Genomic DNA, 25,691 nt, shown 5'->3' on the forward strand with positions numbered 1-25,691 from the left:
GGGCTTCAGTGTCCGCTTCAGATAGCGCGATCAAAGCCTTAACGTGATGGGCGGCGGCAAGCAATCCCATTCGATTTGACCGTTATCGGATGGCCTGCACACTTCCCAGCTCATCAATGAGGGTCATTTTTCCCTATTGGTTGATCGACGTGCCAAACGCATCGGCTCGGCAAAGGCGCCGGGCCGTGAAGAGCCGTGCTTAGACGAACGTCAGGACAGTGTTGAACACCAGTGCCGCGACAAAGCCAAGAGGCGCTGCGCGAAACAGGAGCTGCTGGAACAGTGAGCTGCGGCTCTGCTCCGTGGTACATGAGCCTAATATCAAGCTGCCACCCGAGGAGAACGGCGAGATGGCGGTGGCTTGAGCGCCCACGACGATGGCCACGAACAGGATCATCGGATCGAGCCCCAGTGCCGTGGCAAGCGGTGGCACCAACGGGAACAGCGCCGGCGTCACCACCCCCAGCGTGCTGGAGAACAGCGACATGAACGCCGCCACCACACCGAAGACAATCGGCACCATGATCGGCGCAATGCTATTGCCCATCCACGATGCCAGCAAGTCGATGGTCCCAGCCTTGATCGCGACCGAAATCAGCATGCCCACACCGCAGATCATGATCAACGTGCCCCAGGGCACGGACGCCATGGCCTTGCGTTCGTCGCCCAGTTTCAGCAAGAGCGCGATCACCGAGAACAGGCTGGCGATCAAACCGATGTCCATCTTCGAATTGATGAAGCTCACCGTGGAGTTGTCCGGGAAGACAATTTGCGCGATGGGCGCCGCCAGCACGATCACCATCATCGCCAACGTCAGCCACAGGGTGGCTTTCTGCTCGCGGTTCAGCGGCGTCGGCACGGCGACCGCATAAGCGCACGCCTTCATCGCCTTGCCGTGGCCGGTGAGAAACACCAATACCGAAATCACCGCCAGCGGTATCACCAGGGTACTGGCGAAAATCGCTGCGGCGTTGATAAAGGCCTCGTTTTCCGGGATGCCGGCATTGGCCATCAAGCCACGAAAAATGATACCACTCTGGCTGGAGACGAAGTTGGCTCCGCTCAAAGCGCCATAGTTGACCGCCATGCCGCCCGTGATCAGGCTCATCCCGGTGCGCTCACACAGCAGCAGCGTGATGGGCGCCATGAACGCCAGCACTGTGTAGTAGCCCGCCCCCATCGCCGAGAGGGTGGTTGCCGTGAAGAAGACCGCGAACGGCAACAGTTGAGGCATCGACCGGCATCGATAAATCAGATGCTCCGCCAGTTTTTCAAGCGTGCCATTGACGGTGGCAAAACTGTAGAACAGACAAACCGAGAAGATGATGAAGAAAATCTTCAGCGGCCACAGGCTGATGACTTCGGACGGGCTCAACCCCATGCCGTAACAGCCGATCAGGTAAGCAAAAGCGATGGCGAACAGACCGATGTTGATTTTGGTCTTGTAACCCAGGGCGACGGCGACAACGATTGCCGCGACGACGAGCAGGCTCAACATGATGGAAGTCCTATTATTGTTATTGATCGTTTAGCGTGAAATGTCGAAGCCAAACAGCTTCGCTGGGTTGTTCTTAAGCACATGCGCCCGCTCGGTCGCGTCCGGCAGCAAGCCTTCGAGGAAAGCCACTTGCCGGGCATAGTCCGTCTGCTGTTCAAACTGAGTGTTGGGCCAATCGCTGCCCCAGACGAGTCGCTGGAGACCGCCACTCGCGTCGCGCACCAGAGCCAGCGCATGCGATGCCTGGGCCAGATCGGATTGACTGCGGTACGCGGCGGACAGCTTGAGCCACACCCCGTCATCGTTCAGCAACTCAAGAAACGCCTGATGGTTGGGGTGCCCGGCATTGATGCCCCCCGTCGGCAGGCCGAAATGATCAATGACCACGGTGACACCGCAGGCCCTGATGGCCGATACGATCAGCGCCAGGTCATCGATGCCGCGCTGAATTTCCACTTGCCATCCCCGCAGCGCCAACCGCTGGAACAGAGCGGTCCAGGCTGGGCCGCTGTAATCCGCCAGCGCCTTACCAATGAGATTCAAACGGATGCCGACTACACCGGCTTCGGCCAATTCGTCCAACTGGGTTTCGCTGACGTCGACATCCACCACCGACACCCCACGCAAGCGCTGCGGATAACGGCGCAACGCGTCGAGCATGAAGTGATTGTCGGTGCCCAGAAAGCTCGGCTGAATCAACACGCCGTGTGAAAAACCGTGGCGATCCAGATGATCCAGGTATTGCTCCACCAACGCGTTGTAACGCGGGCTGTAGCGACGGTTGGCAACCATCGGCAGATCCTGGCGGAAGACGTGGGCGTGCGTGTCCACACCGGTGAAGGCAGGCGGGTGAAGGCTGGTCATAAACAGATAACCCCGATCGTTTGTTGTTATGGCAAATCACCTGCCGCCCCTGAGAAACCAGGCCCTTTGGCCCAATCTGTCATCGTCAGCATGTGTGTAGACGCCGCAAATTCATATATATGACTAGATCACCATATATTCAGGGATAGATATCTGTCAAACCTCACGCAGGTGATAAAGTGGCTCCGCATGCCGAAAAGGAATCAAAGAAAAATGAACACCCCTACCCTCGGATACGACGAGCGCTTGCCGCTCTATCAGCGCCTGCGAGAAGAAATGCTCGCCAAGATCGGCACTGGCGAATGGATGCCAGGCTCGCCCATCCCCACGGAGGCCGAGCTCACCAAACACTATGGCGTGGCCATCGGCACGGTACGAAAGGCCGTGGACACGCTGGTCAATGAAGGCCTGCTCCTGCGCAGCCAGGGCCGTGGCACCTACGTGCGCCGCCCCAACTTCGATGCCTCACTGGCGCGATTCTTCAGGCAAGTGAATGCCGCGGGTGGGCGCGAAATACCGACCAGCCGCATCCTGGCAAAGAACCGGCAAAAACCCTCACAGCCGGTGGCAACAGCACTGAAGTTGCAGGACGACGAAGACGTCGTGCACCTGGAGCGACTGCGGATGGTTGAAAGCCGCACACTGTTTCACGAGGATATCTGGCTCCCCTTCACACGGTTCGGCGCATTGCTGGACATTAATTCCGAAAGCTTCGGCAAACTGCTCTACCCGTTTTATGAAACCCAATGCGGCCAATGTATCGGCTCGGCGACCGAGACCCTCACCGTGGAGCAAGCCGACCGGGCCATCGCCAAAATCCTTTCGATCAAAGAAGGCGCCCCGGTCGTCACCATCGAGCGCACCGCCCTGGGCTATGACCGCTCCCCGCTCGAATACCGAATTTCCCGCGCAGCGGCCGAGGGGTTCAGGTACCAGATCGATATCTCATGAGCCCAGTGGCAAGGCGGCCCGGCGCAGCAACGCTTGCCGTCTTTACGAGGATGACCAGGCCGGACTCATCAACGGCGACCGCATCGCCATCTTCGTTAAGGGTGAACACGCCCTTGGCGCGCAGGATGATGTCGTCGGTTGCTTCGGGCAGCGCGCCGGCTTTCAGTGCAGCACCACGTACCGAATCGCCCAGGACTTTGCCCTGGAACTTGGCAGCGAAGGACTCTGCCTTCTCAGCGCGCTCGCTGATGGCCTTAAGCTATTTATCGTAGTCACCGCGCAGCGCTCGGTGCGGCGGTTGAAGAATTCATCCACCTTGCATGCTGGTTGACCGTACTTGTCGGTCGCGTGAGCCAGGTGATAGCGCTCGTGTTCGATGAGTGCGCAGAACTCAAGGTCGTTGCACTCGGCGCAGTAGTCAGTAGCCAGGGCGATGATGAAGGCCGGCACATCGCCGAACCATTCACGCATCTGTTGCTCCATCCGGGCTTTCTGCCAGCCGCCGGCGCGGAACGCTACCCGTCGGCCTGGCCCAGGACTGTTCTGCCCTGCTTCTCGAAGCTCGACGACGCCCACATGATCCGAATGTGTGCATCCAGTAGATGGGCGTGATCTTCGTTGTGAATGCTGCCGGTGGCGGCAAGGATCTCGGCCTGAAGCCATTCCCACACATCAGGAGCCGGAGTCAGTCGGATGCCAAAGTCGGAAAGCTCGGACAGCTCAAGAAGTGACGATGGTGGGTATGGCCTTTCCATGGATCACCCTGAACTTGAAATTGTGGCGTGTTACGGGTATTGGTGACGGCTTCAAAAAGCAAGGAAGCTCAATTCAATGTCTCGTATTAAATGCATTTGCCTTAGCGCTCTCGCAGTCGCAACCCTCTCAGGATGCGTTACTGCCCCTACCTGGGTTAACAGGGGGCCAGTAGATCTAGACGCTTGGAACGGCCTGATGAATTGCTATACCGACGCCAATATCATCGACGGCGAAAGGGTAGAAGGTACGATCTGCGCCACGCAGGAATCTGGTTTCTTCGGAGGCGGCGAACCGGAGGTGTATTTCGGACCTTGGAATCGCAAATTCATGAAAGAGTATGCGAGCGCAACGACTGCTGGTGTAGCTCAGGACTGGAAGGGTAAAAAGGTGTTCTTGCAATGCGCCCCCACACTCGCGATTGATAACAAAACAGTTTCGAAGCGCTTTTGCAAGGTTACGGTCAACGACCAGTTGCTGGTTAGCGCAACCGTCAAATACGTGAAGTAAAACGAGGCCTCTCAGGCCCGCCGACTCTCAGCCCGGCCCGGCAGGCACGTTCGATTGCCTCCCCGTCAGGTTGCTTAGATGTCATAAATTGTCTCGGTCTGATTAAGTAGTGGCTGAAAGCGAGGTATCAGTAAGTGCATTTAGTTGAGGTGATTTGAAAGGCCTTAGTCTGGAAGATGTGTAGGTGTCCCACTTAAACAGGTGTTACCTATGCGAAAGTCCATCCGAGCAATAATCCTCATCACTCTGGCACTGCTACCAACCTCAATTCACCATGATTCAGGTTTGCGCGTAGGCGTGTCCGCGCAACTCAGCGACAACTAAGCCCTGAGGCGATCCAGCAGCCCTTGCTGCGTCGATTGCCTTGGCGATGGCGCTATCCAGATCAGTCAGGGCCTTGTTGCTGTCCTGGCTCATCGGGAGCGCGTGGCGCAGGCGGGTGACGTTGTTCATCTGAAAACCTCGCGCCACGATTTGGCGCATCCGAAAACGTGTCGCCCATTGGCCGGGTATACTCCGCTAACTTTGACATTTCGAGACTTCAAACCAATGCACGGACGCTTATATCTCTGTGCGTTACTTCTCGCTGGCCCGGCAATGGCTGCGCAGCCCTCCCGCTACAGCTACGACGAAGTTCCAACTGATGGCTACAACCAAGCTGGATTGTGAATCGCTGCCCGATGACCTTGAAGCGGACTATGCGAAAGCGATGCGCCTTACCAATGCCGGCGACGATCTTCGGCTCGGTCACACCCAGGTAGGTGCTGACCATGCTCGTCAAATAGATCGAGCAGGCCATGCCGGTGATGAGGAAGATCATCCAAGCACGCCAGTCGTTCAAGTCGTCCTTATGCCACCAACTGGCGATCACAGCGCCAACCAGGCCCGAGATAAGCAATTCGAACCTGTCGATTTTGTCGAGCAGGCGCTGTAGATACTCCATGCGCTCGACTCCGTAGGGCATGAAAAAGAAAAAGCCCGCGCAGAGGCGGGCTGTTAGTTGAGTGCTATTGTCGAGGCAGGTACGCGGAGCGAACAATCCAGATCCAATAAGGCATGGAATCCTATGAAAGCCAGCGAATTGATCAGGCTACTCAACGAATCGATAAAAGAGCATGGCGACCATGCTGTCTGCACATGGTCTCCTTTTGAATCAAGCGACGTACGACCAGTGTCTTACCTGCGTCGCATGCACGCGCAAGGAGAAGATGTGTCCGTGATTGATTGCCATCGCAATTGGCCTAGCAAAACGGGCGAACCTTCCGGCGATGGCCGCGACAATGCTTAAACCTGAATGAGGGACCCAAAAAAGCCTGGATCGCATTTCCGGGCTTTTCGCATAGATTTGTTCTTAAAAATCGGGGTTCAATTACCCGTGGGCTCACCTAGAGAAAGTGATCACCAAATCGTCCAAGCTGCCACTGATTTCGACTGACCACTCACGACACTCGTCTGCAAGTTTGCACAGAAAAATATCGAAGGCTTCGGACGACATCGTAGGACTTACCTCAGCGGTTACCGACGCTCGGATAACAAAATGATGAAATCCACCTCTCACTAGAGGACGCGCCGGGAGGAGCTTCTCGACCTGCCCCATGAGTTCGGCGGCGATGCTTTGTGCAGAAATCCCCATGATCAGAGTCCCTTCAAGCACCTACAAAAAAGCCCTACTCATTGGCCGGGCTTCGGTATCAATCCCTAACGCGCAAGATCGACAGCATGGGTAAATGCTTTCTCACTTGTTGCAACCTTTTTTCAGTAGCCCAGGTGTATTTCGTGCTGTTTACAAGGAAGGGCGAGATCTTGCGGTCTCTTTCCTCCTGAAGGCTGGCAGAAAACAGATAGCCGCCGATGGCCCAAGATTACAGCTATAGTTCTTAGACGCTACGGAGGCAAATGACGACTTTTTAGGGGTCTGATAACGTCTAGCCACAGGACGGTGTTACACGAGGTTAATCATGGACGCAGACGCTCCCATCCCTGACTACGAAACTGAACGCTTACGACGCGTTGCGGACCTTTGCCCGCAAAATGACCAAGATGACGAAGTCTTCGAAAAGATGATTTCAATGACATCTGAGTACTTCAGCGCTCCGATCGCATTGATTTCGATCGTTGACAAGCACGAACAATGGTTCAGGGCTCGGATAGGGATTGAACAGCGCGCAACACCACGGAGCGCTTCGTTCTGCGCGCACTCACTGCGTGATAGAGAGCCTGTGGAGATCTTGGATGCGCAAAAGGACGATCACTTCAAAGATAACCCTTTGGTAACAGGCCTCCCCTTCATTCGCTATTACGCTAGCGCACCACTTCTCACAAGTGACGGTTTCTCGTTAGGCAGTCTATGCGTAATTGACACCTCGCCAAGAGGGCCTATGAGCAAACGAGACGCCGGAATGCTCGTTTATTTTGCTCAACTGGTCGTGATGCGGATTGTGGGCTTACGCTCCCGTAACTATATAGACCAGCCTACTGGACTATTTAACCGGCTCCGACTTGAAGAAGATATTCGCCAAGCGAGCTCTAGCGGCATACCACAGAACCTATATGCCGTAGATATTATCTCACCAAAATTTTTGAATGATGTAGTAAAAGCACTTGGCTATAGTTTTGCGCAATTGCTGATGCTTAATGTAAAGGCTCGACTCCTGTCTTTGTTACCAAAAAATTTACTTTTGTACAAAATCAGCCCCACCCGCTTTGGCTTTCTTCTCAATGCTCGCGAACCTGTTGAAGATCTCTGCTTAAAAATTCTTTCGAGCTTTGAAACGCCGGTTGATTGTCAAGACATTCCAATACTTATGCAGGCAGGCATAGGAGTTTTGGAAATTGCCGATGCAGAAGAGAAGGATTGGCTGCGCTTGGTGGTTGGGGCAGCTGACGATGCGAGAGCAAGAAACTTGGGATGGTCGCTTTACCAGGCTGAACTGGATGCAGCCCAGCAACGCGCGTTTGCACTATTGAGTTCTCTACCGGATGCAGTTCGATCTACCGAGCAACTGAGTCTAGTGTTCCATCCGAAAGTCAATTTGCCCAGCCTCGCGTGCGAAAGCGTAGAAGCGTTGATCCGGTGGAATCATCCGACACTCGGCCCGATTAGTCCGGCAGAGTTTATACCTCTCGCCGTTAAAACTGCATTAATGCAGTCAATAACTTTCTGGGTGCTTGATGCGGTAGTGGACCAAACGAAAGATTGGAGAACGAGAGGCATTGAGTTAAGAGTCGCTATGAACGTGACCGTCAGCGACCTTGAAAACTCAAAATTGGTAGAAAAAATTATAGAACACATGCAAAACGAAGACCTTTACCCGGAAAGTATTGAGCTTGAATTCACCGAGAGCATGCTCATATCAGATCCTCAGATGGTTATTAAACAGCTAGAGCGCGTGCGCGGATTGGGAATTGAGATTTCCGTAGATGACTTTGGTACTGGCTATAGTAACTGGACATACTTGCGTCAACTTCCGATACATACGGTAAAACTCGACCAGTCACTGATTAGCAACATCAACACGAATGAAAAAGACAAACAACTAGTTAAGACGCTGATCGAACTCTCAAGGGGGCTGGGGTATAGAGTCGTAGCAGAGGGCGTTGAGACCGACAACATCCTTGATCTCATTACTAGCTGGGGTTGTACAGAGGCTCAAGGGTACCTGATCACTAAGCCTCTGCAGGCGAGTTTGTTGGAAAAATGGCTGGAACAAGGCGGCTTCAGCACCGGCTCTTGATAGGCCGAATGATCCGGCGGGTAGCGTGCTTGAGCTCCCGCCCCATCAATGAAGGTTTTCTCAGATAGCATCCGTCTCACCTCGCTGCTACAGCAACGTGCTACGCAGCAAAGGTTTCACTCTGCATCAAGCAGTTCCTGTGCCACTGTCAGCGCCACAGGTACCGGGGCGACTCTGGTTTGCCGTCGTAGTCCCAATTGGTAATGTCTGTACTACCAGCGAGACCACGAGAAAATTATCTGGTCGGAGGCGATTCCGGACCTGAATATCAGCGAAATCACCGGGTAGTTTTGCGCCAATTTTGCGCAGACACAAAAAAGCCGATCTATCTGATCGGCTCACGTGACTGATTTTACTCAGGAATAATGGTCGGGACGGAGTGATTCGAACACTCGACCCCTAGCACCCCATGCTAGTGCGCTACCGGACTGCGCTACGCCCCGACTAGGCGTGTTACTGGGTTCGCTTCGCTACGAAGCGATCCGGAATATACCGCAAGCTTTTGAAATGTGGAAGTATTTTAAAAGCTTGTATCACTTCTTCAGAACAACCAGCACATCTTCGAGTTCGGAGATCATCTGACGGATCATTTGCTTGTATTGGGTGGTGTCGTCTTTGGCTTCATCACCGGACATACGCTGGCGTGCGCCGCTGATGGTGAACCCCTGGTCGTACAGCAACGCACGGATCTGTCGGATCATCAGCACATCCTGGCGCTGATAATACCGACGGTTCCCGGTGCGTTTGACGGGGTTGAGTTGAGGAAACTCCTGCTCCCAATAGCGCAGCACGTGCGGTTTGACCGCACAGAGCTCGCTGACTTCACCAATGGTGAAGTAGCGTTTGCCTGGGATGACGGGTAGCTCGTCGTTATGACTTGGTTCCAGCATAAGCCTCAACTCGGGCCTTCAACTTCTGCCCTGGACGAAAGGTGACCACACGGCGAGCCGTGATCGGGATTTCTTCTCCCGTTTTTGGATTGCGGCCAGGCCGCTGGCGTTTGTCCCGCAGGTCAAAGTTGCCGAAACCGGACAATTTGACCTGCTCATTGTCTTCCAGAGCGTGCCTGATTTCTTCAAAAAACAGCTCGACCAATTCCTTGGCTTCGCGTTTGTTCAGACCCAGCTCTTCGTACAGACGTTCCGCCATCTCAGCTTTCGTCAAAGCCCCCATACGTCACTTCCTTAACGTGGCGTTCAACCTTTGTTCGAGCGAGGTGAGGATATTTTGTGTCGTGGTATTCACCTCATCGTCATTAAGAGTGCGCGATGGATGCTGCCAGGTCAAGCCAACTGCAAGGCTTTTTCTATGCGGATCAATGCCTTTACCCTGATAGACGTCAAATAGCCTGAGGTCTGTCAGCCATTCCCCTGCATTTTCACGGATTACATCCAGAACGGCAGTGGCGGCCACTTCACGGTCGGCGATCAGGGCCAAGTCACGACGCACTTCAGGGAAGCGCGACAACTCGCTGAATTTAGGCATTTTGCCCGATGCAACTTCAGCCAAGACCAGCTCAAAAACGAACACTGGACGGTCCAGACCTAGGGTTTTCGACAGCTCCGGGTGGATGGCGCCGACGAAGCCTACCAAACGCCCTTCGCGCTCGATACGCGCGGTCTGGCCCGGGTGCAACGCCGGGTGGCTGCCTGGCACGAAGGTGAAGTCGTCGAGTGCGCCGGCGAAGCCCAATACCGCTTCCACATCCGCTTTAACGTCGAAGAAATCCACACCGTCACGGCCCTGTGCCCAGCCCTCCGGCAGGCGGCTGCCGCACACCACGCCAGCCAGCATCGGCTCTTGCTTCAGGCCGTCGAGTTGGCCGACGAAACGCAGGCCGCTTTCGAACATGCGCACGCGGTCTTGCTGACGGTTCAAGTTGTGGGAAAGTGCTTTCACCAGGCCCGGCCACAGCGACGAACGCATGGCCGCCATGTCGTTGGAGATCGGGTTGGCCAACAGCAGCGGTTCTACGCCCGGGTTGAACAGTTCGAACTGTTTCGGGTCGATGAAGCTGTAGGTCACCGCTTCCTGATAGCCACGGGCAACCAGCAAACGACGCAGTTCAGGCAGGTGCGCACGCGCTTCTGCTTTAGGCTGCGGCGCGAGACGCGCTTGCGGGTAGCGAACCGGCAGGCGGTTGTAGCCATATAGGCGGGCCAGCTCTTCGATCAGGTCGACTTCCAGGCTGATGTCGAAACGATAGCTTGGCACTTCAACGTGCCACTGCCCTTCCCCGCCAGCGGAAATACCCAGGCCGAGCGCCGACAGCAGTTGCTCGATTTGAGCAGGCTCGATCACCAGACCGAGCATTTGCTCGACGCTCTTGGCGCGCAGGGTGATCGGTGCAACGGACGGCAGGTGCTGCTCGCTCACGCTTTCAGTGATCGGGCCAGCTTCGCCGCCGGTGATTTCCAGCAGCAGGCCAGTGGCGCGCTCCATGGCTTCACGGGCCAGCTTCCAGTCCACGCCACGCTCATAGCGGTGCGAAGCATCGGTGTGCAAGCCGTAGGAACGGGCCTTGCCAGCGATGACGATCTGATCAAAGAACGCACTTTCAAGGAAAATGTCACGCGTGGTCGCGGACACGCCGCTGTGCTCGCCCCCCATCACGCCGGCAATGGCCAGTGCGCGGGAATGGTCGGCGATCACCAGCGTGTCGGCGCGCAGGGTTACTTCCTGGCCGTCGAGCAGTACCAGCTTCTCACCTTCTTCGGCCATGCGTACGCGGATGCCGCCGTTGATTTCGGCAAGATCGAACGCATGCAGCGGTTGGCCCAACTCGAGCATCACGTAGTTGGTGATATCGACGGCGGCGTCAATGCTGCGTACGTCGGCGCGACGCAGGCGCTCAACCATCCACAGTGGGGTTGGCTTGGACAGGTCGACATTGCGGATCACGCGGCCCAGGTAACGTGGGCAAGCGTTGGGTGCCAGCACTTCGATAGAGCGCACTTCGTCGTGCACAGCGGGTACGGCGGCAACCACGGGACGAGTGACGGGGGCGTTGTACAGCGCACCCACTTCACGCGCCAGACCCGCCAGGGACAGGCAGTCGCCACGGTTCGGGGTCAGGTCGACCTCGATGCTGGCGTCTTCCAGTTCCAGGTAGACACGAACGTCCTGGCCCACTGGCGCGTCGGCCGGCAGCTCCATCAGGCCATCGTTGCCCTCGCCCACTTGCAGCTCAGCCTGTGAGCAGAGCATGCCGTTGGACTCAACGCCACGCAGCTTGGCTTTCTTGATCTTGAAGTCGCCCGGCAGTTCGGCGCCGATCATGGCGAACGGAATCTTCAGGCCCGGGCGCACGTTTGGCGCACCGCACACGACCTGGAAAGTCTGCGCGCCATTGCTGACCTGGCACACACGCAATTTGTCGGCATCGGGATGTTGCTCGGTGCTCAGCACTTCGCCCACGACCACACCGCTGAAAACACCGGCGGCCGGCGTAACGCTATCGACCTCAAGACCGGCCATCGACAGACGAGCAACCAGCTCGTCGCGACCTACCTGCGGGCTTACCCAGCCACGCAGCCATTGTTCACTGAATTTCATCCTGCTCTCCTAAAGATTCGTTACGACTAGCGAAATTGCGCGAGGAACCGCAAGTCGTTGTCGAAGAACAGACGCAAGTCGTTCACGCCGTAACGCAGCATGGCCAGACGCTCAACGCCCATGCCGAAGGCAAAGCCCGAGAACTCTTCCGGGTCGATCCCGGACATGCGCAGTACGTTGGGGTGAACCATGCCGCAGCCCATCACTTCCAGCCAGCCGGTCTGTTTGCAGACACGGCAGCCTTTACCGCTGCACATCACGCATTCCATATCGACTTCAGCGGACGGCTCGGTGAACGGGAAGAACGATGGACGAAAACGCACCGCCAGCTCTTTCTCGAAAAACACCCGCAGGAATTCTTCGATGGTGCCTTTGAGGTCGGCGAAATTGATATCGCGATCAACCAGCAGGCCTTCAACCTGGTGGAACATCGGCGAGTGGGTGATATCGGAGTCGCTACGGTACACACGGCCTGGGCAGACGATGCGGATCGGCGGCTTGGTCGCTTCCATGGTGCGGACCTGTACCGGCGAGGTATGGGTGCGCAACAGCATGTTCGCGTTGAAATAGAAGGTGTCGTGCATCGACCGGGCCGGGTGATGGCCTGGGATGTTGAGCGCCTCGAAGTTATGATAGTCGTCTTCGACCTCAGGGCCTTCGGCAATGCCGTAGCCGATGTGGGTGAAGAACTGCTCGATACGTTCCAGAGTCCGGGTGATCGGATGCAGACCGCCCGAGGCCTGGCCACGGCCAGGCAAGGTCACGTCAATGGACTCGGCGGCGAGCTTGGCCGCAAGATCGGCCTCCTCGAGCGACGCCTTGCGCGCATTGAGAACCTCAGTGACACGCTCCTTGGCGACGTTGATCAGCGCACCGACTTGCGGACGCTCTTCAGCCGGCAAATTCCCCAGGGTCTTCATCACCTGAGTCAATTCACCTTTTTTGCCAAGGTAGTGAACCCGGATTTGCTCCAGGGCATTGATATCTTCAGCGCTTTGCACAGCCTCGAGAGCTTGAGCGACGAGCGCGTCCAGGTTTTCCATGTACAGACTCCAGATACAAAATAGGGGAAGAGCTTGAAGGCTCTTCCCCTATTTATGACGTTTACCACCTTGAGCTACAGGAGTAACCCAAGGTGACTGTCGGGGGTACTTAAGCCAAGGTGGCTTTAGCTTTCTCGACAATCGCAGCAAACACCGCTTTATCGTTCACGGCCAGTTCAGCCAGAACCTTACGGTCGATTTCGATGGACGCTTTTTTCAGGCCAGCGATGAAACGGCTGTAGGACAGACCGTTAACACGTGCACCAGCGTTGATACGAGCGATCCACAGAGCGCGGAACTGACGTTTTTTCTGACGACGGTCACGGTAGGCGTATTGGCCTGCCTTGATTACCGCTTGCTTGGCAACACGGAATACGCGTGAGCGTGCGCCGTAGTAGCCTTTAGCGAGTTTCAGAATTTTTTTGTGACGTTTACGGGCAATGACGCCACGCTTTACACGAGCCATGAGTTACTTCCTCTATTCTTGATCCAAAATTAACGAAGGCGCAGCATGCGCTCGACTTTTGCCACGTCAGACGGATGCAGCAAGCTGCTACCGCGCAATTGACGCTTACGCTTGGTCGACATTTTGGTCAGGATGTGGCTCTTGAAAGCGTGCTTGTGCTTGATACCGTTAGCAGTTTTCAGAAACCGCTTAGCAGCACCACTTTTAGTCTTCATCTTTGGCATGTTCGGATACTCCGCATTCAGTTGATAAACATAATCAGAAGGCCTGCCGTGCCCTGTTGATTACTTCTTCTTTTTCGGGGCGATGACCATAATCAGCTGGCGTCCTTCCATCTTAGGATGCTGCTCGACGGAACCGTACTCCAGCAGGTCACCTTCAACCCGCTTGAGGAGTTCCATCCCCAGCTCCTGGTGGGCCATCTCACGGCCGCGGAATCGCAAGGATACCTTGGCCCTGTCCCCATCACTCAGGAAACGTACCAGGTTGCGCAGTTTTACCTGGTAATCCCCTTCCTCCGTCCCTGGACGAAACTTGATTTCTTTTACTTGAATCTGCTTCTGGTTCTTCTTCGCTGCGGCAACCTGCTTCTTCTTCTCGAAGATCGACTTGCCGTAGTCCATCACCCGGCAAACGGGTGGGATTGCGTCGGCGGAGATTTCCACCAGGTCCAATTTGGACTCTTCAGCAATACGAAGCGCTTCATCAATCGAGACGATGCCAATCTGCTCGCCGTCAGCGCCAATTAACCGAACCTCGCGTGCCGAGATATTCTCGTTGATCGGGGCTTTCGGTGCAGCTCGTTTATCTTGTCTCATTTCACGCTTAATAATAATTACTCCGAATCTGGGCGACCACGCCGGGAAACCGCTTGCGCGAGGAACTCAGCGAACTGGGCGACGGGCATCGAGCCCAGGTCAGCACCTTCACGAGTACGCACAGCGACAGTCTGCATCTCGACTTCCCGATCTCCGATAACCAAAAGATAGGGAACCTTGAGCAAAGTATGCTCACGGATTTTAAAGCCGATCTTTTCATTTCTCAAGTCGGACTTGGCACGAAATCCGCTTTCGTTGAGAGTTTTTTCAACTTCAGCAGCAAAATCGGCCTGTTTATCAGTGATATTCATGATCACTGCCTGGGTCGGAGCCAGCCACGCGGGGAATGCACCCTCGTAGTGCTCGATCAGGATCCCGACAAACCGTTCGAACGAGCCGAGGATCGCCCGGTGCAGCATAACCGGGTGTTTACGGCTGTTGTCTTCGGAGACGTATTCGGCTCCCAAACGGATCGGCAGGTTAAAATCGAGCTGCAAAGTACCACATTGCCAGACACGGCCAAGACAATCTTTCAGCGAGAACTCGATTTTAGGACCGTAGAAGGCGCCCTCACCCGGCTGCAAATCGTACGCAAGGCCCGCGCTGTCTAGGGCTGCGGCCAGTGCAGCTTCGGCGCGATCCCACAGCTCGTCGGAACCGACGCGTTTTTCCGGACGAGTGGACAGCTTCATTTCGACTTCGGTGAAACCGAAATCGCGATAAACGTCCATGGTCAGCTTGATGAACGCAGCGGATTCAGCCTGCATCTGCTCTTCGGTGCAGAAGATGTGGGCGTCGTCCTGAGTGAAGCCGCGCACACGCATGATGCCATGCAGTGCACCCGATGGCTCGTTACGGTGGCAGGCACCGAACTCGGCCAGGCGCATCGGCAACTCGCGGTAGCTCTTCAGGCCCTGGTTGAACACCTGCACGTGGCACGGGCAGTTCATTGGCTTGATGGCGTAGTCGCGGTTTTCCGACTGAGTGGTGAACATGTTGTCGGCGTAGTTGGCCCAGTGCCCGGATTTCTCCCACAGGCTGCGATCAACGACCTGGGGAGTCTTGATCTCCAGGTAGCCGTTTTCGCGCTGCACTTTGCGCATGTACTGCTCGAGCACTTGGTACAGGGTCCAGCCGTTCGGGTGCCAGAACACCATCCCCGGCGCTTCTTCCTGAAGGTGGAACAGGTTCAGGCGCTTGCCGATCTTGCGGTGATCGCGCTTCTCGGCTTCTTCGATGCGCTGGATGTAGGCCGCCAGCTGCTTCTTGTCAGCCCAGGCAGTGCCGTAGATCCGCTGCAGTTGCTCGTTCTTTGCGTCGCCGCGCCAGTAGGCACCGGACAACTTGGTCAGCTTGAACGACTTGAGGAAGCGTGTGTTCGGCACGTGCGGACCGCGGCACATGTCGACATATTCTTCGTGGTAGTACAGGCCCATGGCATGCTCGTCCGGCATGTCTTCCACCAGACGCAGCTTGTAGTCTTCGCCACGAGCAGTGAACACGTCGATCACTTCAGCCCGCGGGGTGACCTTCTTGATCACGTCGTAATCTTTTTCGATCAGCGCGTGCATGCGCTGCTCGATCGCGGCCAGGTCGTCCGGCGTGAAAGGACGTTCGTAGGCGATGTCGTAATAGAAGCCTTCATCGATGACCGGGCCGATGACCATTTTCGCCGTCGGGTACAGCTGCTTGACCGCATGGCCAATCAGGTGCGCGCAAGAGTGGCGAATGATCTCCAGCCCCTCTTGATCCTTGGGCGTGATGATTTGCAGGCTGGCGTCTGAGGTGATCAGGTCGCTGGCGTCAACCAGCTTGCCGTCGACCTTGCCGGCCACGGTGGCCTTGGCCAGGCCTGCACCAATGGATGCGGCGACCTCGGCGACTGAAACCGAATGATCGAATGAACGTTGACTGCCGTCGGGAAGAGTAATAGTTGGCATGGCGCCTCCTCTCCTAGTGGTGACCCCTACCAAAGGTCACGTGGGTTGGGATGAGCCAGTACAAGATCCAACACCAGGCCGTTCATTGCTGAACGCCTGCCTTACAGCGGCAGGAGCCTTTCGGCCAACCGATAATCGAACCAGAGTGACTGGAGTGAGCTAAAAAGAAACATGGCAAGGCGGCAATTGGCACGCCCGTATTTAGCCAAGCGCAAGATCCTAGCACAGATGAACGGTCATCGCGCCGACGCTATCTTGTGTAAAGACAAATTCCAGGCTTTATAGCTGCAAAAGTGAACTTGAGCTGTACGCCACGCCTCAAACACCCCGAGAATCGCCGTTCGTCCTCGACCCAAAGGAGCATCCACATGATGCGTTTCACCTCATCCCTCGCTCTCGCCGCATCCCTGACTATTCTTTCCCTCGGCGCGCAGGCCGCTGCCCCGTCGAACTGGCCAGCGGGCGCACGTGACAGCTTCGTCAAAGACTGCAGCGCAGCTGCCAGCCAGAACGTAGACGCCAAAACCGCCAAAGACCATTGCGAATGTGGCGCGGACAAGATCAACGCCGAATTGAGCACTGCAGAAATCAAAGAGCTCATGACCAACCAGAACGCCAGCCCGCAGCTTAAAAACAAAGCTGTCGCGGCCATTTCGTCCTGCAAAGTGGTGAAGAAAAAGTAAGATCGACCACTGATCAGACGGTCGCCGTGCTGAAAAAACCGCCTGAAAACTGCTATTTCTCACAAATTACGCAGCTTTTACGGCTTTTTTTAACAGCTGATATTTCGCGCGAAAGCCCCGTAGATCGGGGCTTTCAGCCGACCAAAGCACTAAACGCAACGCTATTGATTAGCAAACAATGCCTTGGGGGGGCTCCCAAGTCGAACATTTCGACTATGATAGCTCGGTGTGCCCAGTTGGCCTGAGCAGCACAGCACTACTGAAAATATATGTTTCTTGGAGATACACCATGTCTAATCGCCAAACCGGCACCGTTAAATGGTTCAACGATGAAAAAGGCTTCGGCTTCATCACTCCTCAAGGTGGCGGTGACGACCTGTTCGTACACTTCAAAGCTATCGAAAGCGACGGTTTCAAAAGCCTGAAAGAAGGCCAAACCGTTTCCTTCGTGGCTGAGAAAGGCCAAAAGGGTATGCAAGCTGCACAGGTTCGCGGCGAGTAATTCTCCGCTGAGCTAAAAAAAACCCCGTCCATGTGACGGGGTTTTTTATGCGCGTTGCAAAAGCCGCGAGGTGCTCAGCCGCAGTTGACCCGCGTGATCACCAAGTTATCGTCGGTGCTCAGGTTCAGGCGGTCTGAGCGGTATTCCAGGGTGACCATGTCGCTAGGCCTGAGGATCCGCGCGTTCTGCGCACCGGCACGGGTACGCGCCTGATCCAGCAGTTGAGGCGAGGCTTTCTGGCCGATCGCGAACTCGGCAGCTTTCGACTCACAGCGGCTATGACCAGCATCGGTCACGGCGGCGTCTTTGGCTGGCTCAGAGGCACCTGGGGTGCTGCAACCCGCCAAAGCGAGTGCTGCCAACAAAGTACCGAATGATGCGAGCTTCCAAGGCATGAAGCCTCCTATGATTAAAAATGGACAGAGATCGTGCGACAGCGATCTGGCAGATTGGTTTCAAGACGTAAATCGCCCGTAGGCAAGTCTGCCTGACTCAGGGCGAGCATTCGCTCAGTCAATCGTCACCAGATATGAACGTATTCAGTAGATGTCGATGTAGTCGAACGGCGGTGTTGGCCAGTTCTGCTTGAGCGCGTTGAAAATCTGCATGACCCAGACTTCATCGCTGGCCGCGACGTTACCGACGTAACCAGAACCTTTGGCCCAGGTTTCAAGACGAAACAGCAAGCCTCCAATATCAGTGCCACCCACCACCCCTGAAGAAATGTAGGCGACACCGGCCTTAGTGACCCGCAACTGCGTATGTTCATCGTCACTGGCACTGGCCAGCAGCTGACGGACAGCGTCCAGCGTCAGGTTCTCGGGGTTTTTCAAATCGATCTGCACCTGGCGTTCCCCGGCAATTAAATTGAGGCACAGTGTCGCACAGCGTCTGCCTCATCCCGAAGCATCTCATGCCTAAGTAGCAGTGCCATACGCCCGCCAAAAATGGTTAACTGCCCCGGTAAGAACCGCGTTTTAGCGCACTGCCCAGTACTTCCAACTCCGCGAGACACCCATGACCACTGTTACCCTCCAAGCCGACATCAAAGCCAAGTGGCCCCAAGGACAAAGCTCCTACAGCCCCGGAAGCCCGGAGGAGTTGGCAATCATTGGACTCGACCTGCTGGTCAAAGAGCTCGGCACTCAGGCCGCTCAGGCGTTCATCGGCCAGATATTCGAGAAGTACCCGGCCGATCACATGGGCGCTCACAACCCCGAGCGCGAATAAAGAACCGGCCGGCGAACGCCGACCGGCAAACTCATTACTTCAGACGCGCCAGGCGCTCGGTCAGCAGATCGAAGAAGCCTTGGGCGTCGCCGTTCTCAACCCAGAACGCGTTCTTCGGTTGTTTCAGGCCATCGTACCAATCGACGATGGTCTGGCCGAAGGTCGGGCCTTCACGGCTGTCCACCACCACGTTCACTTCACGCCCGCTGAACAGCTCAGGCTTGAGCAGGTAGGCAATGACCGTGGCATCGTGCACTGGGCCGCCTGGGATGCCGTAGTGCTCCATGTCGCCTTTGACGTATTCATTCAGAATATCGCCAACGACTTTGCTCGCGTTGTTCTTGATGTCGGCGATCTGTTTCATCCGCGCGTCACTGGTCAGCACCTTGTGGGTCACGTCCAGCGGCAGGTAAGTCAGCTTGACGCCACTTTTGAGCACGATCTCAGCCGCGATAGGGTCCGCGAACAAGTTGAACTCAGCCACCGGCGTGATGTTGCCGCCGTTGAAGTGCGCACCGCCCATCACCACCACTTCTTTGATGCCTTGAGTGATTTCCGGCGCCTGGGTCAGCGCCAATGCCAGGTTGGTCTGTGGGCCGAGCATGGCGATGGTAATGCTGTGCGGCTTGGCGGTGCTGAGGGTCTTGATCAGGTAATCAACGGCATTGCCCTCAGCCAGGCCTTTTTTCGGCTCGTGCACGGCAACGCCGGAGATACCTTCCTTACCGTGAATGTTCTCGGCGTAGATCGGCGTGCGCAGCATCGGTTTGGGTGCGCCTGCGTACACCGGAATATCCTCGCGCCCTGCCCACTCACGGGCCAGTCGCGCGTTACGGGAGGTTTTGTCGAGGCGCACGTTACCGGCGACGGTGGTCAGTGCACGAATGCTCAATTCCTGGGGTGAGGCCATTGCAAACAGCAACGCCACCACATCGTCGGCGCCTGGGTCGGTGTCGATGATCAGGTCGATTTTTTCCGCCGCATGGGCGCTGGCTGCAGTGAGCGCGGACAAAAGCAGGACACTCCGAAACAGGTTTTTCAGGGTTGGAAGACCACGTTGCATGAAACACTCCTTGTCGTAGGGGAACTCTAGAAGGTTACGCCGGACACCAGCGCGATATTGCAATAAGGCTGGCACTCGCCAGTGCGCACCACGGCGCGGGCCTTGCGGCTCAGTTGCTTGAATTCTTCATGGCTGACCAGACGGCGCTCGCCGAGGGCTGCCTGCTCAGTCAGGCTGTTGAGTTCGGCGAGCGCAGGCGGTTGCTTGAGCAGGATTTCTTCGGCCAACACATGGCTTTCCACCTGCATTTCGCTGAGCACAATGCGCAGGGTGCTGATGAAGTCGGGAATGCCCTGGGTCAGCGCCAGGTCGATCAGCTCGACACCTGGCGGCACAGGCAGGCCGGCATCGCCGATCACCAGGATGTCGCCGTGACCGAGAGATGCGATCACGCGCGACAGGGCAATATTGAGCAGAGGTGTCTTTTTCATGAGGGCACAAAACCTTGCACGTCGTGCAGCGTAGGAATAGAGGGTTGCGCACCGGCGCGAGTCACGGACAAGGCTGCCGCCACCTGGCCAAAGCGGATGGCCTCGGCTTCGCTCTTGCCATTGGCGAGCGCTGCGGCAAAACCACCGACAAAGGTGTCGCCGGCAGCCGTGGTATCCACCGCCTTGACCTTGGGCGCCACCAAATGCTCAAAACCTTGGCCATCGGCAAACAACGCGCCCTGAGCACCGAGGGTGATGATGACCTTGCCGGCACCCGCCTTGATCAGCTGCGTTGCGGCGACCTTGGCACTGTCGAGGGAGTCGACCGTCACGCCACTTAATGCGCTGGCTTCACTTTCATTGGGAATCAGGTAATCGATCGAGGCGTACCACTCGGCAGGCAAGGGGCCACTGGCCGGCGCCGGGTTAAGGATCACCGTTTTGCCCAATTCACGACCGCGTTTCAGGGCATGGCCTACGGTGTGCAGCGGGGTTTCCAGCTGGCAGACGATCACCTCGGCGGCTTGTAACACCGCATCAGCGACTTGCAACGAGTCGGGGGTCAGCTCACCGTTACTGCCAGCCACGATCACAATCGCGTTCTGGCTGCTGTCATCCACCACAATCAGCGCCACGCCGCTGGAACCGTCGACGGTGCTCACAGCCTGGCAATCAATGCCCTCAACCAATAAAGCCTCGCGCAACTGGGTGCCGTAGGCGTCCGTGCCGACGCAGCCGACCATCGCCACATCCGCCCCAAGACGCGCCGCAGCCACCGCCTGGTTAGCGCCCTTGCCACCGGGGACGGTGGAAAACGTTTGGCCGATCAGGGTTTCACCGGCGCGTGGCAACCGGCTGGCGCGGGTGACCAGGTCCATGTTCAAGCTGCCTATTACCACTACTTTTGCGGGCATACATCATTACTCATCAATTCGGTTCAGCGGTATTGGGCGAACACACCGGCAAAGGGCGCCGTCGACTCACGCAAAACAATACTCGGCGTCACGATGCGTTGATCGATCGGCAGTTGGGGTGTTGCAATTCGTCGCAGTAAAAGCTCGGCGGCCGTCTCGCCCAGTTGCACGATCGACTGCCCGACCGTGGTCAACGCGGGGTACACGTAACGGCCCATTTGAATATCATCGAACCCGATCACCGACAGCTCGCCAGGCACGCGAATATTGCGCTCGGCCGCGGCACGTAACACGCCGAAACCAATCATATCGTTACTGGCGAATATCGCGCTGGGCGGATTTTCCGACAGCAACTGCACCGCCGCCGCATATCCGCCGGTGCTGGTGAAGTCGCTTTCCAAGGTGCGATTCGCCGCCACTTCCACGCCCGCCTCACGCAGCGCGCGGTGATACCCCGCCAAACGCATCTGCGCCACGCGGGTGTGGCCGGGGCCACCGATACAGGCGATGTCGCGGTGACCGAGTTCGAGCAAGTGCCGGGTCGCGAGGTAAGCGCCCTCCTCGTGGTCGATGCGCACCAGGTCGACATCAATGCCGTCCAGCGCACGGTCGACGATCACCATGGGCGTGCGCACCGCACTCAAGCCAGCGGCGAGGCCACTGTCGTCGCCCCCCACCGAGGTGACGATCAAGCCGTCGATGCGTTTCTCCAGCAACACGCGCAAATAACTGCGCTGCTTTTCAGCGTTGTCGTCGGAGTTGCAGAGGATCACGCAATAGCCATTACGCTCGCAGTAATCCTCGATCCCCCGGGCCAACTCCGCAAAATACGGGTTCAGACTGTTGGGCACCAACAAGCCGATGGTGGCGGTAGTCTTGGCCTTGAGCGATCGCGCGACCGCACTCGGCACGTAGTCGAGCTGCTTGATCGCCGCCTCCACCTTGATCCGCACAGGTTCGCTGACCGGCCGCGTCTTGTTCACCACATGCGACACGGTGGTGTAGGAAATACCTGCAAGCGCTGCCACATCCTTGATCGTTGCCATGGTTTAGCCCCGCCGACTGGCGCGCTGGCTGCGGTAGGTGTCGAGGACTACAGCAATCACGATCACAGCACCGGTGATGATGCGTTTGGTGGGCTCGGTGGCACCGATCTGCGCAAGGCCGGCGGCCAATACCGAAATAATCAACACACCGAAGAACGTACTGATGACCGAACCGCGCCCGCCCATCAGGCTGGTACCGCCGATGACCACAGCGGCGATCACCTGCAGTTCCAGGCCGGAGCCGGCATTCGGGTCCGCCGCTTCCAGGCGCGAAATCTGGAACAGCGCCGCCACACCGGCCAACAGGCCCATCAGGCTGAACACCAGGATCTTGTAGGGCTTTGGATTGATCCCGGCCAGGCGCACGGCCTCTTCGTTGGTGCCGATACCGATCAGGTAGCGACCAAACACCGTGCGCGTCAACACCAACTGAGCGGCGATGATCACCAGCAGGGCGATGATAAACGACGGTGAAATCCCGAAGGCAACCGGGTTCGACAGCCAGGCATACGAGTCACCGATATAGGCGGTGCGCGAGCCGGTCATCTGGTAGGCCACGCCACGCGCCATTTCCAGCACACCGAGCGACACGATGAACGACGGAATGCGCCAAGCCACGGTGATCGAGCCCGTGATGGTGCCAGCCAACGCGGCGCAGCCCATGCCGAGCAGCGCTGCCGGCAGAACGCTCCAGCCCCAGCCGAGAATCGCCACACTGACCGCCGATGCGGCCAATGCCAGCACCGAACCTACCGACAGGTCGATGCCGCCGATGATCAGGATGAACGTCATGCCCACCGCCAGCACCATCAGGTCCGGAATCTGGTTGGCCAGGGTGCTGAAGGTGTCATAGGACAGAAAGTGGTCGCTCAGCACCGAGAACAGCGCAATCATCGCCAACAAAGCGCCGGCCAGCCCCAGGTAGGTGCCCAGGCCGTAGAAGTTACCGCCGGTTTTACCGGGGGAAGTTGTGGTTTTCATGGGGTTTCCCTAAGCACTGCGTCATTGAGCAGCGCGTCACGTTTTTGGTAGCCGGCAAAGGCGGCGGCGAGCAATTCGTCCTGGGTCCAGCTGTCGCGCTCGAAGGTCTCGATCAGGCGCCCGGCGGACAACACACCGATGCGGTCGCAGATCAGCATCAGTTCCCGCAGATCACTGGAGACCACCACCAGCGCTTTGCCCTGGCGAGTCAATTCGCCGAGCAAGGCATAAATGTCGAACTTGGCGCCGACGTCGATACCCCGAGTCGGTTCATCGAACAGCATCACCGCGCAATCGCGCTCCAGCCAACGGCCGATCACGACTTTCTGCTGGTTGCCGCCCGACAGCTCGGACACCAGCTGCGCCGGGCTGGAGCTGCGAATGCGCATGGCATCGATCTGACGCTTGGCCAAGGCGGTTTCGTCGCGGCTGTTCACCACACCGCCGCCGGAGATTTCCGGCATGTTGCCCAAGGCAATGTTGGCGCTGATGGACTGGGTCAGCAGCAGGCCTTCGCCTTTGCGGTCTTCGGTGATCAGGGCGATGCCATGGCCGACCGCATCCACCGGGGAACGGATGCTCACCACCTTGGCCGGCGAACCCAAGGCGACAGTGCCGCTGTCCGCCAGGTCCGCGCCGAAGATCAGTCGCAACAACTCAGTGCGGCCAGCGCCGATCAGGCCGGAGATGCCATAGATCTCACCGGCGCGCACTTCAAAGGACACATCACGAACCTTGTCCGAGCGGGTCAACCCTTTCACGGTCAAGGCGGGACCGCCGATGGTGCGCGGGCCCAGGTCGATTTTTTCACCCAACTCGCGACCAACCATCAAGGTGACCAGTTGCTCACTGTTGTAATTGGCCATCGGCTCGACGCAGACCAGCTTGCCGTCGCGCAATACCGCAATACGCTGGGCGACACGGGCCAGTTCTTCCAGCCGGTGCGAAATATAAATGATCGCCACGCCTCGGGCCTGCAGGCGGGTGATTTGCTCAAAGAGCATTTCGACTTCACGCGCGGTCAGCATCGCCGTGGGCTCGTCGAGGATCAGAACATGGCAGTCGCCGATCAGGTTGCGGGCGATTTCGACCATTTGTTGATGGCCAATGCCCAAGGTGCCAACCAGGGTGTCCGGGTCGATCGCATCCAGGCCGACCTGGGCCATGGCCTCGATCGCGGCTTTGCGCAATTGCTTGCGGCTGATCCAACCACATTTGCTGGGCAGGTTATCCAGGAACAGGTTTTCGGCCACGGTCAGTGTTGGCAGCAGATTGAGTTCCTGCATGACCATGCGCACGCCCAGCTCTTCAGCCTGAGTGCGGCTGCCGGGGCGGAAATCCTGACCATTGAACTGCATGTGCCCGGTGGTCGGCGTGACCAGCCCGCCGATAATTTTCGACAGCGTACTTTTACCTGCGCCGTTCTCACCGGTCAGCGCCAGCACTTCCCCGCGATTGAGCGTGAGGGTGATGTCGGATAGAACCGGTTGGGCATAGGTCTTGCCGATACCGCTGACCGAGAGGACAGCGTTCGGGGCGGAAGATGACATAGGAAAATCTCCAGGCGCCCGCTCAGGACGAGCGGGCGCTGTTGGGTACTGCCAGGATTACTTCTTGAGAACGAGTTCGACCGGGGTTTCGATCACGCCATCTTTGGCATCGACTTTCTCACCCTTGACCAGCTTGAGCGCGTTCTGGATACCGAATACGGCCTGCTGAGCAGCGGCCTGGTCGGCGGTCGCCAAGACCCGGCCGTCCTGCAACATCGGCTTGATGGCTTCAATGTTGTCGTAGCCCACGACCAGCACTTTGCCGGCCTTGCCCGCTGCACGTACGGCAGAGACAGCGCCCAGCGCCATGTTGTCGTTACCCGCCAACAGTGCCTTGAGGTCCGGGTATTCGCTCAACATGGCAGACGCGACTTTCTGGCCCTGGTCGATTTCCCAGTTGCCCGATTGGGTGGAGACAATCTTCATACCAGCGGCGTCCATCGCATCCTTGTAGCCTGCGGTGCGCTGTTGGGCGTTGGTGGTGGTCGGTACACCTTCGATGATGCCGACTTTATCGCCCGAGGCCAGTTGTTTGGCCAGGTAGTCACCCACCAGCTTGGAGCCTTTGCGGTTGTCCGGGCCTACGAACGGGATATTGAGGTTTTTGCTTTTCAGTACGTCCGGATCCAGGCGGTTGTCGATGTTGACGATCTTGATGCCAGCATCGGAAGCTTTCTTCAGCACGGTCACCAATGCCTTGGAGTCGGCAGGGGCGATCACGATGGCGTTTACTTTGGCGAGGATCATCTGGTTGACGATATCGATCTGTGCACTGGTATCGGTTTCGTTCTTGATACCGTTGGTGATCATGTCAAAGTCGGCGGCGTGTTCTTTCTGATAGGACTTGGCGCCGTCCTGCATGGTGACGAAGAATTCATTAGCGAGGGATTTCATCACCAGGCCGACCTTGGGTTTGGCGGCGGCGTCATCAGCAAATGCAGAGGAAATAGGTAGAGCAGCGGATGCGGCAGCAAGCACAGCGACAGCAAGAAGACGTCCAGCAAATGGCAGCTTCATGGGTTCACTCCGATCTTATGATTATTGTGAGCAACGCTTGCACAATGAAACATCTCGCAAACGTTTGCGTTGTTCAAACTATGAGAACCTTGCCGAGATTTGTCAACGGGTGAAAAACGTCTTTCATCCAAGCCCTTTGGCC

The 25,691-nt window shown here is 57.1% G+C and carries 27 protein-coding genes, 1 tRNA gene and 2 pseudogenes; 6 read left to right on the forward strand and 24 right to left on the reverse strand.

Going from position 1 to position 25,691, the window contains the following annotated elements:
- Positions 1 to 199: 199 nt before the first annotated feature.
- Positions 200 to 1,498, reverse strand: a complete 1,299-nt coding sequence (locus KZH41_RS20270; protein ID WP_263273586.1) for an SLC13 family permease — start codon at positions 1,496 to 1,498, stop codon at positions 200 to 202.
- Between the two features lie 30 nt (positions 1,499 to 1,528).
- Positions 1,529 to 2,362: an amidohydrolase family protein gene (locus KZH41_RS20275; protein WP_263273587.1), complete on the reverse strand. Its 834-nt coding sequence runs from the start codon at positions 2,360 to 2,362 to the stop codon at positions 1,529 to 1,531.
- Between the two features lie 213 nt (positions 2,363 to 2,575).
- On the opposite strand from KZH41_RS20275, the gene KZH41_RS20280 reads away from it, so the two are divergent.
- Entirely contained in the window at positions 2,576 to 3,313 is a 738-nt protein-coding gene (locus tag KZH41_RS20280; RefSeq protein ID WP_263273588.1) for a GntR family transcriptional regulator, read from the forward strand.
- Here KZH41_RS20280 and KZH41_RS30330 read toward each other — a convergent pair.
- Together KZH41_RS30330 and KZH41_RS20285 are read right to left on the reverse strand one after the other, a co-directional pair.
- A pseudogene (locus tag KZH41_RS30330) lies at positions 3,304 to 3,631 on the reverse strand (hypothetical protein); the annotation flags it as partial. The gene KZH41_RS20280 and the pseudogene KZH41_RS30330 overlap by 10 nt on opposite strands.
- Positions 3,623 to 4,068: pseudogene (locus KZH41_RS20285) on the reverse strand (putative metallopeptidase); the annotation flags it as partial. The pseudogenes KZH41_RS20285 and KZH41_RS30330, both read right to left, overlap by 9 nt.
- Before the next feature lie 196 nt (positions 4,069 to 4,264).
- Between KZH41_RS20285 and KZH41_RS20290 the strand changes: the two are divergent.
- On the forward strand, positions 4,265 to 4,576 hold the full coding sequence (locus KZH41_RS20290) for a hypothetical protein (RefSeq protein WP_242151058.1): 312 nt from the start codon (positions 4,265 to 4,267) through the stop codon (positions 4,574 to 4,576).
- Positions 4,577 to 4,855: 279 nt separating this feature from the next.
- Here KZH41_RS20290 and KZH41_RS20295 read toward each other — a convergent pair whose 3' ends face one another.
- Positions 4,856 to 5,029, reverse strand: coding sequence for a hypothetical protein (locus KZH41_RS20295; protein ID WP_242151062.1), 174 nt, complete (start codon positions 5,027 to 5,029; stop codon positions 4,856 to 4,858).
- 88 nt (positions 5,030 to 5,117) lie between these two features.
- Positions 5,118 to 5,519 carry a hypothetical protein gene (locus KZH41_RS20300; RefSeq protein WP_263273589.1) on the reverse strand — a complete coding sequence of 134 codons (402 nt, stop codon included), beginning with the start codon at positions 5,517 to 5,519 and terminating at the stop codon, positions 5,118 to 5,120.
- 1,015 nt (positions 5,520 to 6,534) lie between these two features.
- On the opposite strand from KZH41_RS20300, the gene KZH41_RS20305 reads away from it, so the two are divergent.
- The gene (locus KZH41_RS20305) at positions 6,535 to 8,310 is read left to right on the forward strand and encodes a sensor domain-containing phosphodiesterase (protein WP_263273590.1); all 1,776 of its coding nucleotides are present in this window, start codon (positions 6,535 to 6,537) and stop codon (positions 8,308 to 8,310) included.
- 366 nt (positions 8,311 to 8,676) lie between these two features.
- Here the strand turns inward: KZH41_RS20305 and KZH41_RS20310 are convergent.
- The 9 genes from KZH41_RS20310 to thrS form a co-directional block, all read right to left on the reverse strand.
- Positions 8,677 to 8,753: transfer RNA gene (locus KZH41_RS20310), tRNA-Pro, on the reverse strand.
- Between the two features lie 90 nt (positions 8,754 to 8,843).
- Positions 8,844 to 9,200, reverse strand: coding sequence for a MerR family transcriptional regulator (locus tag KZH41_RS20315; protein ID WP_003219935.1), 357 nt, complete (start codon positions 9,198 to 9,200; stop codon positions 8,844 to 8,846).
- A complete protein-coding gene (ihfA, locus tag KZH41_RS20320) occupies positions 9,181 to 9,483 on the reverse strand; it encodes an integration host factor subunit alpha (protein WP_002553164.1) in 303 nt (100 codons plus the stop codon). The genes KZH41_RS20315 and ihfA overlap by 20 nt, the downstream gene beginning before the upstream one ends.
- A 3-nt stretch (positions 9,484 to 9,486) precedes the next feature.
- Positions 9,487 to 11,865, reverse strand: coding sequence for a phenylalanine--tRNA ligase subunit beta (pheT, locus tag KZH41_RS20325; protein ID WP_094952228.1), 2,379 nt, complete (start codon positions 11,863 to 11,865; stop codon positions 9,487 to 9,489).
- Positions 11,866 to 11,891: 26 nt separating this feature from the next.
- Positions 11,892 to 12,908 carry a phenylalanine--tRNA ligase subunit alpha gene (gene pheS, locus KZH41_RS20330; RefSeq protein WP_094952229.1) on the reverse strand — a complete coding sequence of 339 codons (1,017 nt, stop codon included), beginning with the start codon at positions 12,906 to 12,908 and terminating at the stop codon, positions 11,892 to 11,894.
- A 109-nt stretch (positions 12,909 to 13,017) separates the two neighbouring features.
- On the reverse strand, positions 13,018 to 13,374 hold the full coding sequence (gene rplT / locus KZH41_RS20335; protein WP_053257052.1) for a 50S ribosomal protein L20: 357 nt from the start codon (positions 13,372 to 13,374) through the stop codon (positions 13,018 to 13,020).
- A gap of 29 nt (positions 13,375 to 13,403) precedes the next feature.
- The gene (rpmI, locus tag KZH41_RS20340; RefSeq protein ID WP_002553160.1) at positions 13,404 to 13,598 is read right to left on the reverse strand and encodes a 50S ribosomal protein L35; all 195 of its coding nucleotides are present in this window, start codon (positions 13,596 to 13,598) and stop codon (positions 13,404 to 13,406) included.
- A gap of 60 nt (positions 13,599 to 13,658) precedes the next feature.
- On the reverse strand, positions 13,659 to 14,210 hold the full coding sequence (infC, locus tag KZH41_RS20345) for a translation initiation factor IF-3 (RefSeq protein WP_172979313.1): 552 nt from the start codon (positions 14,208 to 14,210) through the stop codon (positions 13,659 to 13,661).
- Positions 14,210 to 16,132: a threonine--tRNA ligase gene (gene thrS, locus KZH41_RS20350; RefSeq protein WP_263273591.1), complete on the reverse strand. Its 1,923-nt coding sequence runs from the start codon at positions 16,130 to 16,132 to the stop codon at positions 14,210 to 14,212. The genes infC and thrS overlap by 1 nt, the downstream gene beginning before the upstream one ends.
- Positions 16,133 to 16,500: 368 nt before the next feature.
- Here thrS and KZH41_RS20355 point away from each other — a divergent pair, with 368 nt between their 5' ends.
- The gene (locus tag KZH41_RS20355) at positions 16,501 to 16,815 is read left to right on the forward strand and encodes a hypothetical protein (RefSeq protein WP_094952230.1); all 315 of its coding nucleotides are present in this window, start codon (positions 16,501 to 16,503) and stop codon (positions 16,813 to 16,815) included.
- Positions 16,816 to 17,104: 289 nt separating this feature from the next.
- A complete protein-coding gene (locus tag KZH41_RS20360) occupies positions 17,105 to 17,317 on the forward strand; it encodes a cold-shock protein (RefSeq protein ID WP_003234260.1) in 213 nt (70 codons plus the stop codon).
- A gap of 74 nt (positions 17,318 to 17,391) precedes the next feature.
- Here the strand turns inward: KZH41_RS20360 and KZH41_RS20365 are convergent, their stop codons facing one another.
- Both KZH41_RS20365 and KZH41_RS20370 read right to left on the reverse strand, forming a co-directional pair.
- On the reverse strand, positions 17,392 to 17,712 hold the full coding sequence (locus tag KZH41_RS20365) for an I78 family peptidase inhibitor (RefSeq protein WP_242151073.1): 321 nt from the start codon (positions 17,710 to 17,712) through the stop codon (positions 17,392 to 17,394).
- A gap of 144 nt (positions 17,713 to 17,856) precedes the next feature.
- Positions 17,857 to 18,162, reverse strand: a complete 306-nt coding sequence (locus tag KZH41_RS20370; RefSeq protein ID WP_094952232.1) for a hypothetical protein — start codon at positions 18,160 to 18,162, stop codon at positions 17,857 to 17,859.
- Positions 18,163 to 18,334: 172 nt separating this feature from the next.
- On the opposite strand from KZH41_RS20370, the gene KZH41_RS20375 reads away from it, so the two are divergent.
- Complete coding sequence (locus KZH41_RS20375; protein WP_263273592.1) at positions 18,335 to 18,547, forward strand: hypothetical protein; 213 nt, start codon at positions 18,335 to 18,337, stop codon at positions 18,545 to 18,547.
- Between the two features lie 34 nt (positions 18,548 to 18,581).
- Here the strand turns inward: KZH41_RS20375 and KZH41_RS20380 are convergent, their stop codons facing one another.
- The 7 genes from KZH41_RS20380 to KZH41_RS20410 are packed head-to-tail and all read right to left on the reverse strand — an operon-like array spanning position 18,582 to position 25,549.
- A complete protein-coding gene (locus tag KZH41_RS20380; RefSeq protein WP_094952233.1) occupies positions 18,582 to 19,610 on the reverse strand; it encodes a nucleoside hydrolase in 1,029 nt (342 codons plus the stop codon).
- Positions 19,611 to 19,636: 26 nt separating this feature from the next.
- On the reverse strand, positions 19,637 to 20,041 hold the full coding sequence (gene rbsD / locus KZH41_RS20385) for a D-ribose pyranase (RefSeq protein WP_094952234.1): 405 nt from the start codon (positions 20,039 to 20,041) through the stop codon (positions 19,637 to 19,639).
- On the reverse strand, positions 20,038 to 20,955 hold the full coding sequence (gene rbsK / locus KZH41_RS20390) for a ribokinase (protein WP_263273593.1): 918 nt from the start codon (positions 20,953 to 20,955) through the stop codon (positions 20,038 to 20,040). Before rbsK ends, rbsD begins: the two co-directional genes overlap by 4 nt.
- Positions 20,956 to 20,978: 23 nt before the next feature.
- Positions 20,979 to 22,001, reverse strand: coding sequence for a LacI family DNA-binding transcriptional regulator (locus tag KZH41_RS20395; protein WP_094952236.1), 1,023 nt, complete (start codon positions 21,999 to 22,001; stop codon positions 20,979 to 20,981).
- A gap of 3 nt (positions 22,002 to 22,004) precedes the next feature.
- Positions 22,005 to 22,982, reverse strand: coding sequence for an ABC transporter permease (locus KZH41_RS20400; protein ID WP_094952237.1), 978 nt, complete (start codon positions 22,980 to 22,982; stop codon positions 22,005 to 22,007).
- Positions 22,979 to 24,532, reverse strand: a complete 1,554-nt coding sequence (locus KZH41_RS20405) for a sugar ABC transporter ATP-binding protein (protein ID WP_094952238.1) — start codon at positions 24,530 to 24,532, stop codon at positions 22,979 to 22,981. Before KZH41_RS20405 ends, KZH41_RS20400 begins: the two co-directional genes overlap by 4 nt.
- A 57-nt stretch (positions 24,533 to 24,589) precedes the next feature.
- Positions 24,590 to 25,549, reverse strand: coding sequence for a sugar ABC transporter substrate-binding protein (locus KZH41_RS20410; RefSeq protein ID WP_094952239.1), 960 nt, complete (start codon positions 25,547 to 25,549; stop codon positions 24,590 to 24,592).
- Between the last annotated feature and the right edge of the window lie 142 nt (positions 25,550 to 25,691).

This window comes from Pseudomonas sp. YeP6b, assembly GCF_025642995.1.
GTDB lineage: Bacteria > Pseudomonadota > Gammaproteobacteria > Pseudomonadales > Pseudomonadaceae > Aquipseudomonas.

What these genes read in the sequence shown, in the direction of transcription:
- rbsD (WP_094952234.1), bottom strand. Translation starts at nt 20,041, where the DNA reads ATGAAAAAGACACCTCTGCTCAATATTGCCCTGTCGCGCGTGATCGCA.
- KZH41_RS20295 (WP_242151062.1), bottom strand. Translation starts at nt 5,029, where the DNA reads ATGAACAACGTCACCCGCCTGCGCCACGCGCTCCCGATGAGCCAGGAC.
- KZH41_RS20400 (WP_094952237.1), bottom strand. Translation starts at nt 22,982, where the DNA reads ATGAAAACCACAACTTCCCCCGGTAAAACCGGCGGTAACTTCTACGGC.
- KZH41_RS20290 (WP_242151058.1), top strand. Translation starts at nt 4,265, where the DNA reads ATGAATTGCTATACCGACGCCAATATCATCGACGGCGAAAGGGTAGAA.
- KZH41_RS20305 (WP_263273590.1), top strand. Translation starts at nt 6,535, where the DNA reads ATGGACGCAGACGCTCCCATCCCTGACTACGAAACTGAACGCTTACGA.
- KZH41_RS20380 (WP_094952233.1), bottom strand. Translation starts at nt 19,610, where the DNA reads ATGCAACGTGGTCTTCCAACCCTGAAAAACCTGTTTCGGAGTGTCCTG.
- KZH41_RS20410 (WP_094952239.1), bottom strand. Translation starts at nt 25,549, where the DNA reads ATGAAGCTGCCATTTGCTGGACGTCTTCTTGCTGTCGCTGTGCTTGCT.
- KZH41_RS20360 (WP_003234260.1), top strand. Translation starts at nt 17,105, where the DNA reads ATGTCTAATCGCCAAACCGGCACCGTTAAATGGTTCAACGATGAAAAA.
- KZH41_RS20375 (WP_263273592.1), top strand. Translation starts at nt 18,335, where the DNA reads ATGACCACTGTTACCCTCCAAGCCGACATCAAAGCCAAGTGGCCCCAA.
- rpmI (WP_002553160.1), bottom strand. Translation starts at nt 13,598, where the DNA reads ATGCCAAAGATGAAGACTAAAAGTGGTGCTGCTAAGCGGTTTCTGAAA.
- KZH41_RS20405 (WP_094952238.1), bottom strand. Translation starts at nt 24,532, where the DNA reads ATGTCATCTTCCGCCCCGAACGCTGTCCTCTCGGTCAGCGGTATCGGC.
- KZH41_RS20270 (WP_263273586.1), bottom strand. Translation starts at nt 1,498, where the DNA reads ATGTTGAGCCTGCTCGTCGTCGCGGCAATCGTTGTCGCCGTCGCCCTG.
- thrS (WP_263273591.1), bottom strand. Translation starts at nt 16,132, where the DNA reads ATGCCAACTATTACTCTTCCCGACGGCAGTCAACGTTCATTCGATCAT.
- pheS (WP_094952229.1), bottom strand. Translation starts at nt 12,908, where the DNA reads ATGGAAAACCTGGACGCGCTCGTCGCTCAAGCTCTCGAGGCTGTGCAA.
- KZH41_RS20355 (WP_094952230.1), top strand. Translation starts at nt 16,501, where the DNA reads ATGATGCGTTTCACCTCATCCCTCGCTCTCGCCGCATCCCTGACTATT.
- KZH41_RS20315 (WP_003219935.1), bottom strand. Translation starts at nt 9,200, where the DNA reads ATGCTGGAACCAAGTCATAACGACGAGCTACCCGTCATCCCAGGCAAA.
- KZH41_RS20280 (WP_263273588.1), top strand. Translation starts at nt 2,576, where the DNA reads ATGAACACCCCTACCCTCGGATACGACGAGCGCTTGCCGCTCTATCAG.
- rbsK (WP_263273593.1), bottom strand. Translation starts at nt 20,955, where the DNA reads ATGCCCGCAAAAGTAGTGGTAATAGGCAGCTTGAACATGGACCTGGTC.
- rplT (WP_053257052.1), bottom strand. Translation starts at nt 13,374, where the DNA reads ATGGCTCGTGTAAAGCGTGGCGTCATTGCCCGTAAACGTCACAAAAAA.
- KZH41_RS20275 (WP_263273587.1), bottom strand. Translation starts at nt 2,362, where the DNA reads ATGACCAGCCTTCACCCGCCTGCCTTCACCGGTGTGGACACGCACGCC.
- KZH41_RS20365 (WP_242151073.1), bottom strand. Translation starts at nt 17,712, where the DNA reads ATGCCTTGGAAGCTCGCATCATTCGGTACTTTGTTGGCAGCACTCGCT.
- ihfA (WP_002553164.1), bottom strand. Translation starts at nt 9,483, where the DNA reads ATGGGGGCTTTGACGAAAGCTGAGATGGCGGAACGTCTGTACGAAGAG.
- KZH41_RS20300 (WP_263273589.1), bottom strand. Translation starts at nt 5,519, where the DNA reads ATGGAGTATCTACAGCGCCTGCTCGACAAAATCGACAGGTTCGAATTG.
- pheT (WP_094952228.1), bottom strand. Translation starts at nt 11,865, where the DNA reads ATGAAATTCAGTGAACAATGGCTGCGTGGCTGGGTAAGCCCGCAGGTA.
- KZH41_RS20395 (WP_094952236.1), bottom strand. Translation starts at nt 22,001, where the DNA reads ATGGCAACGATCAAGGATGTGGCAGCGCTTGCAGGTATTTCCTACACC.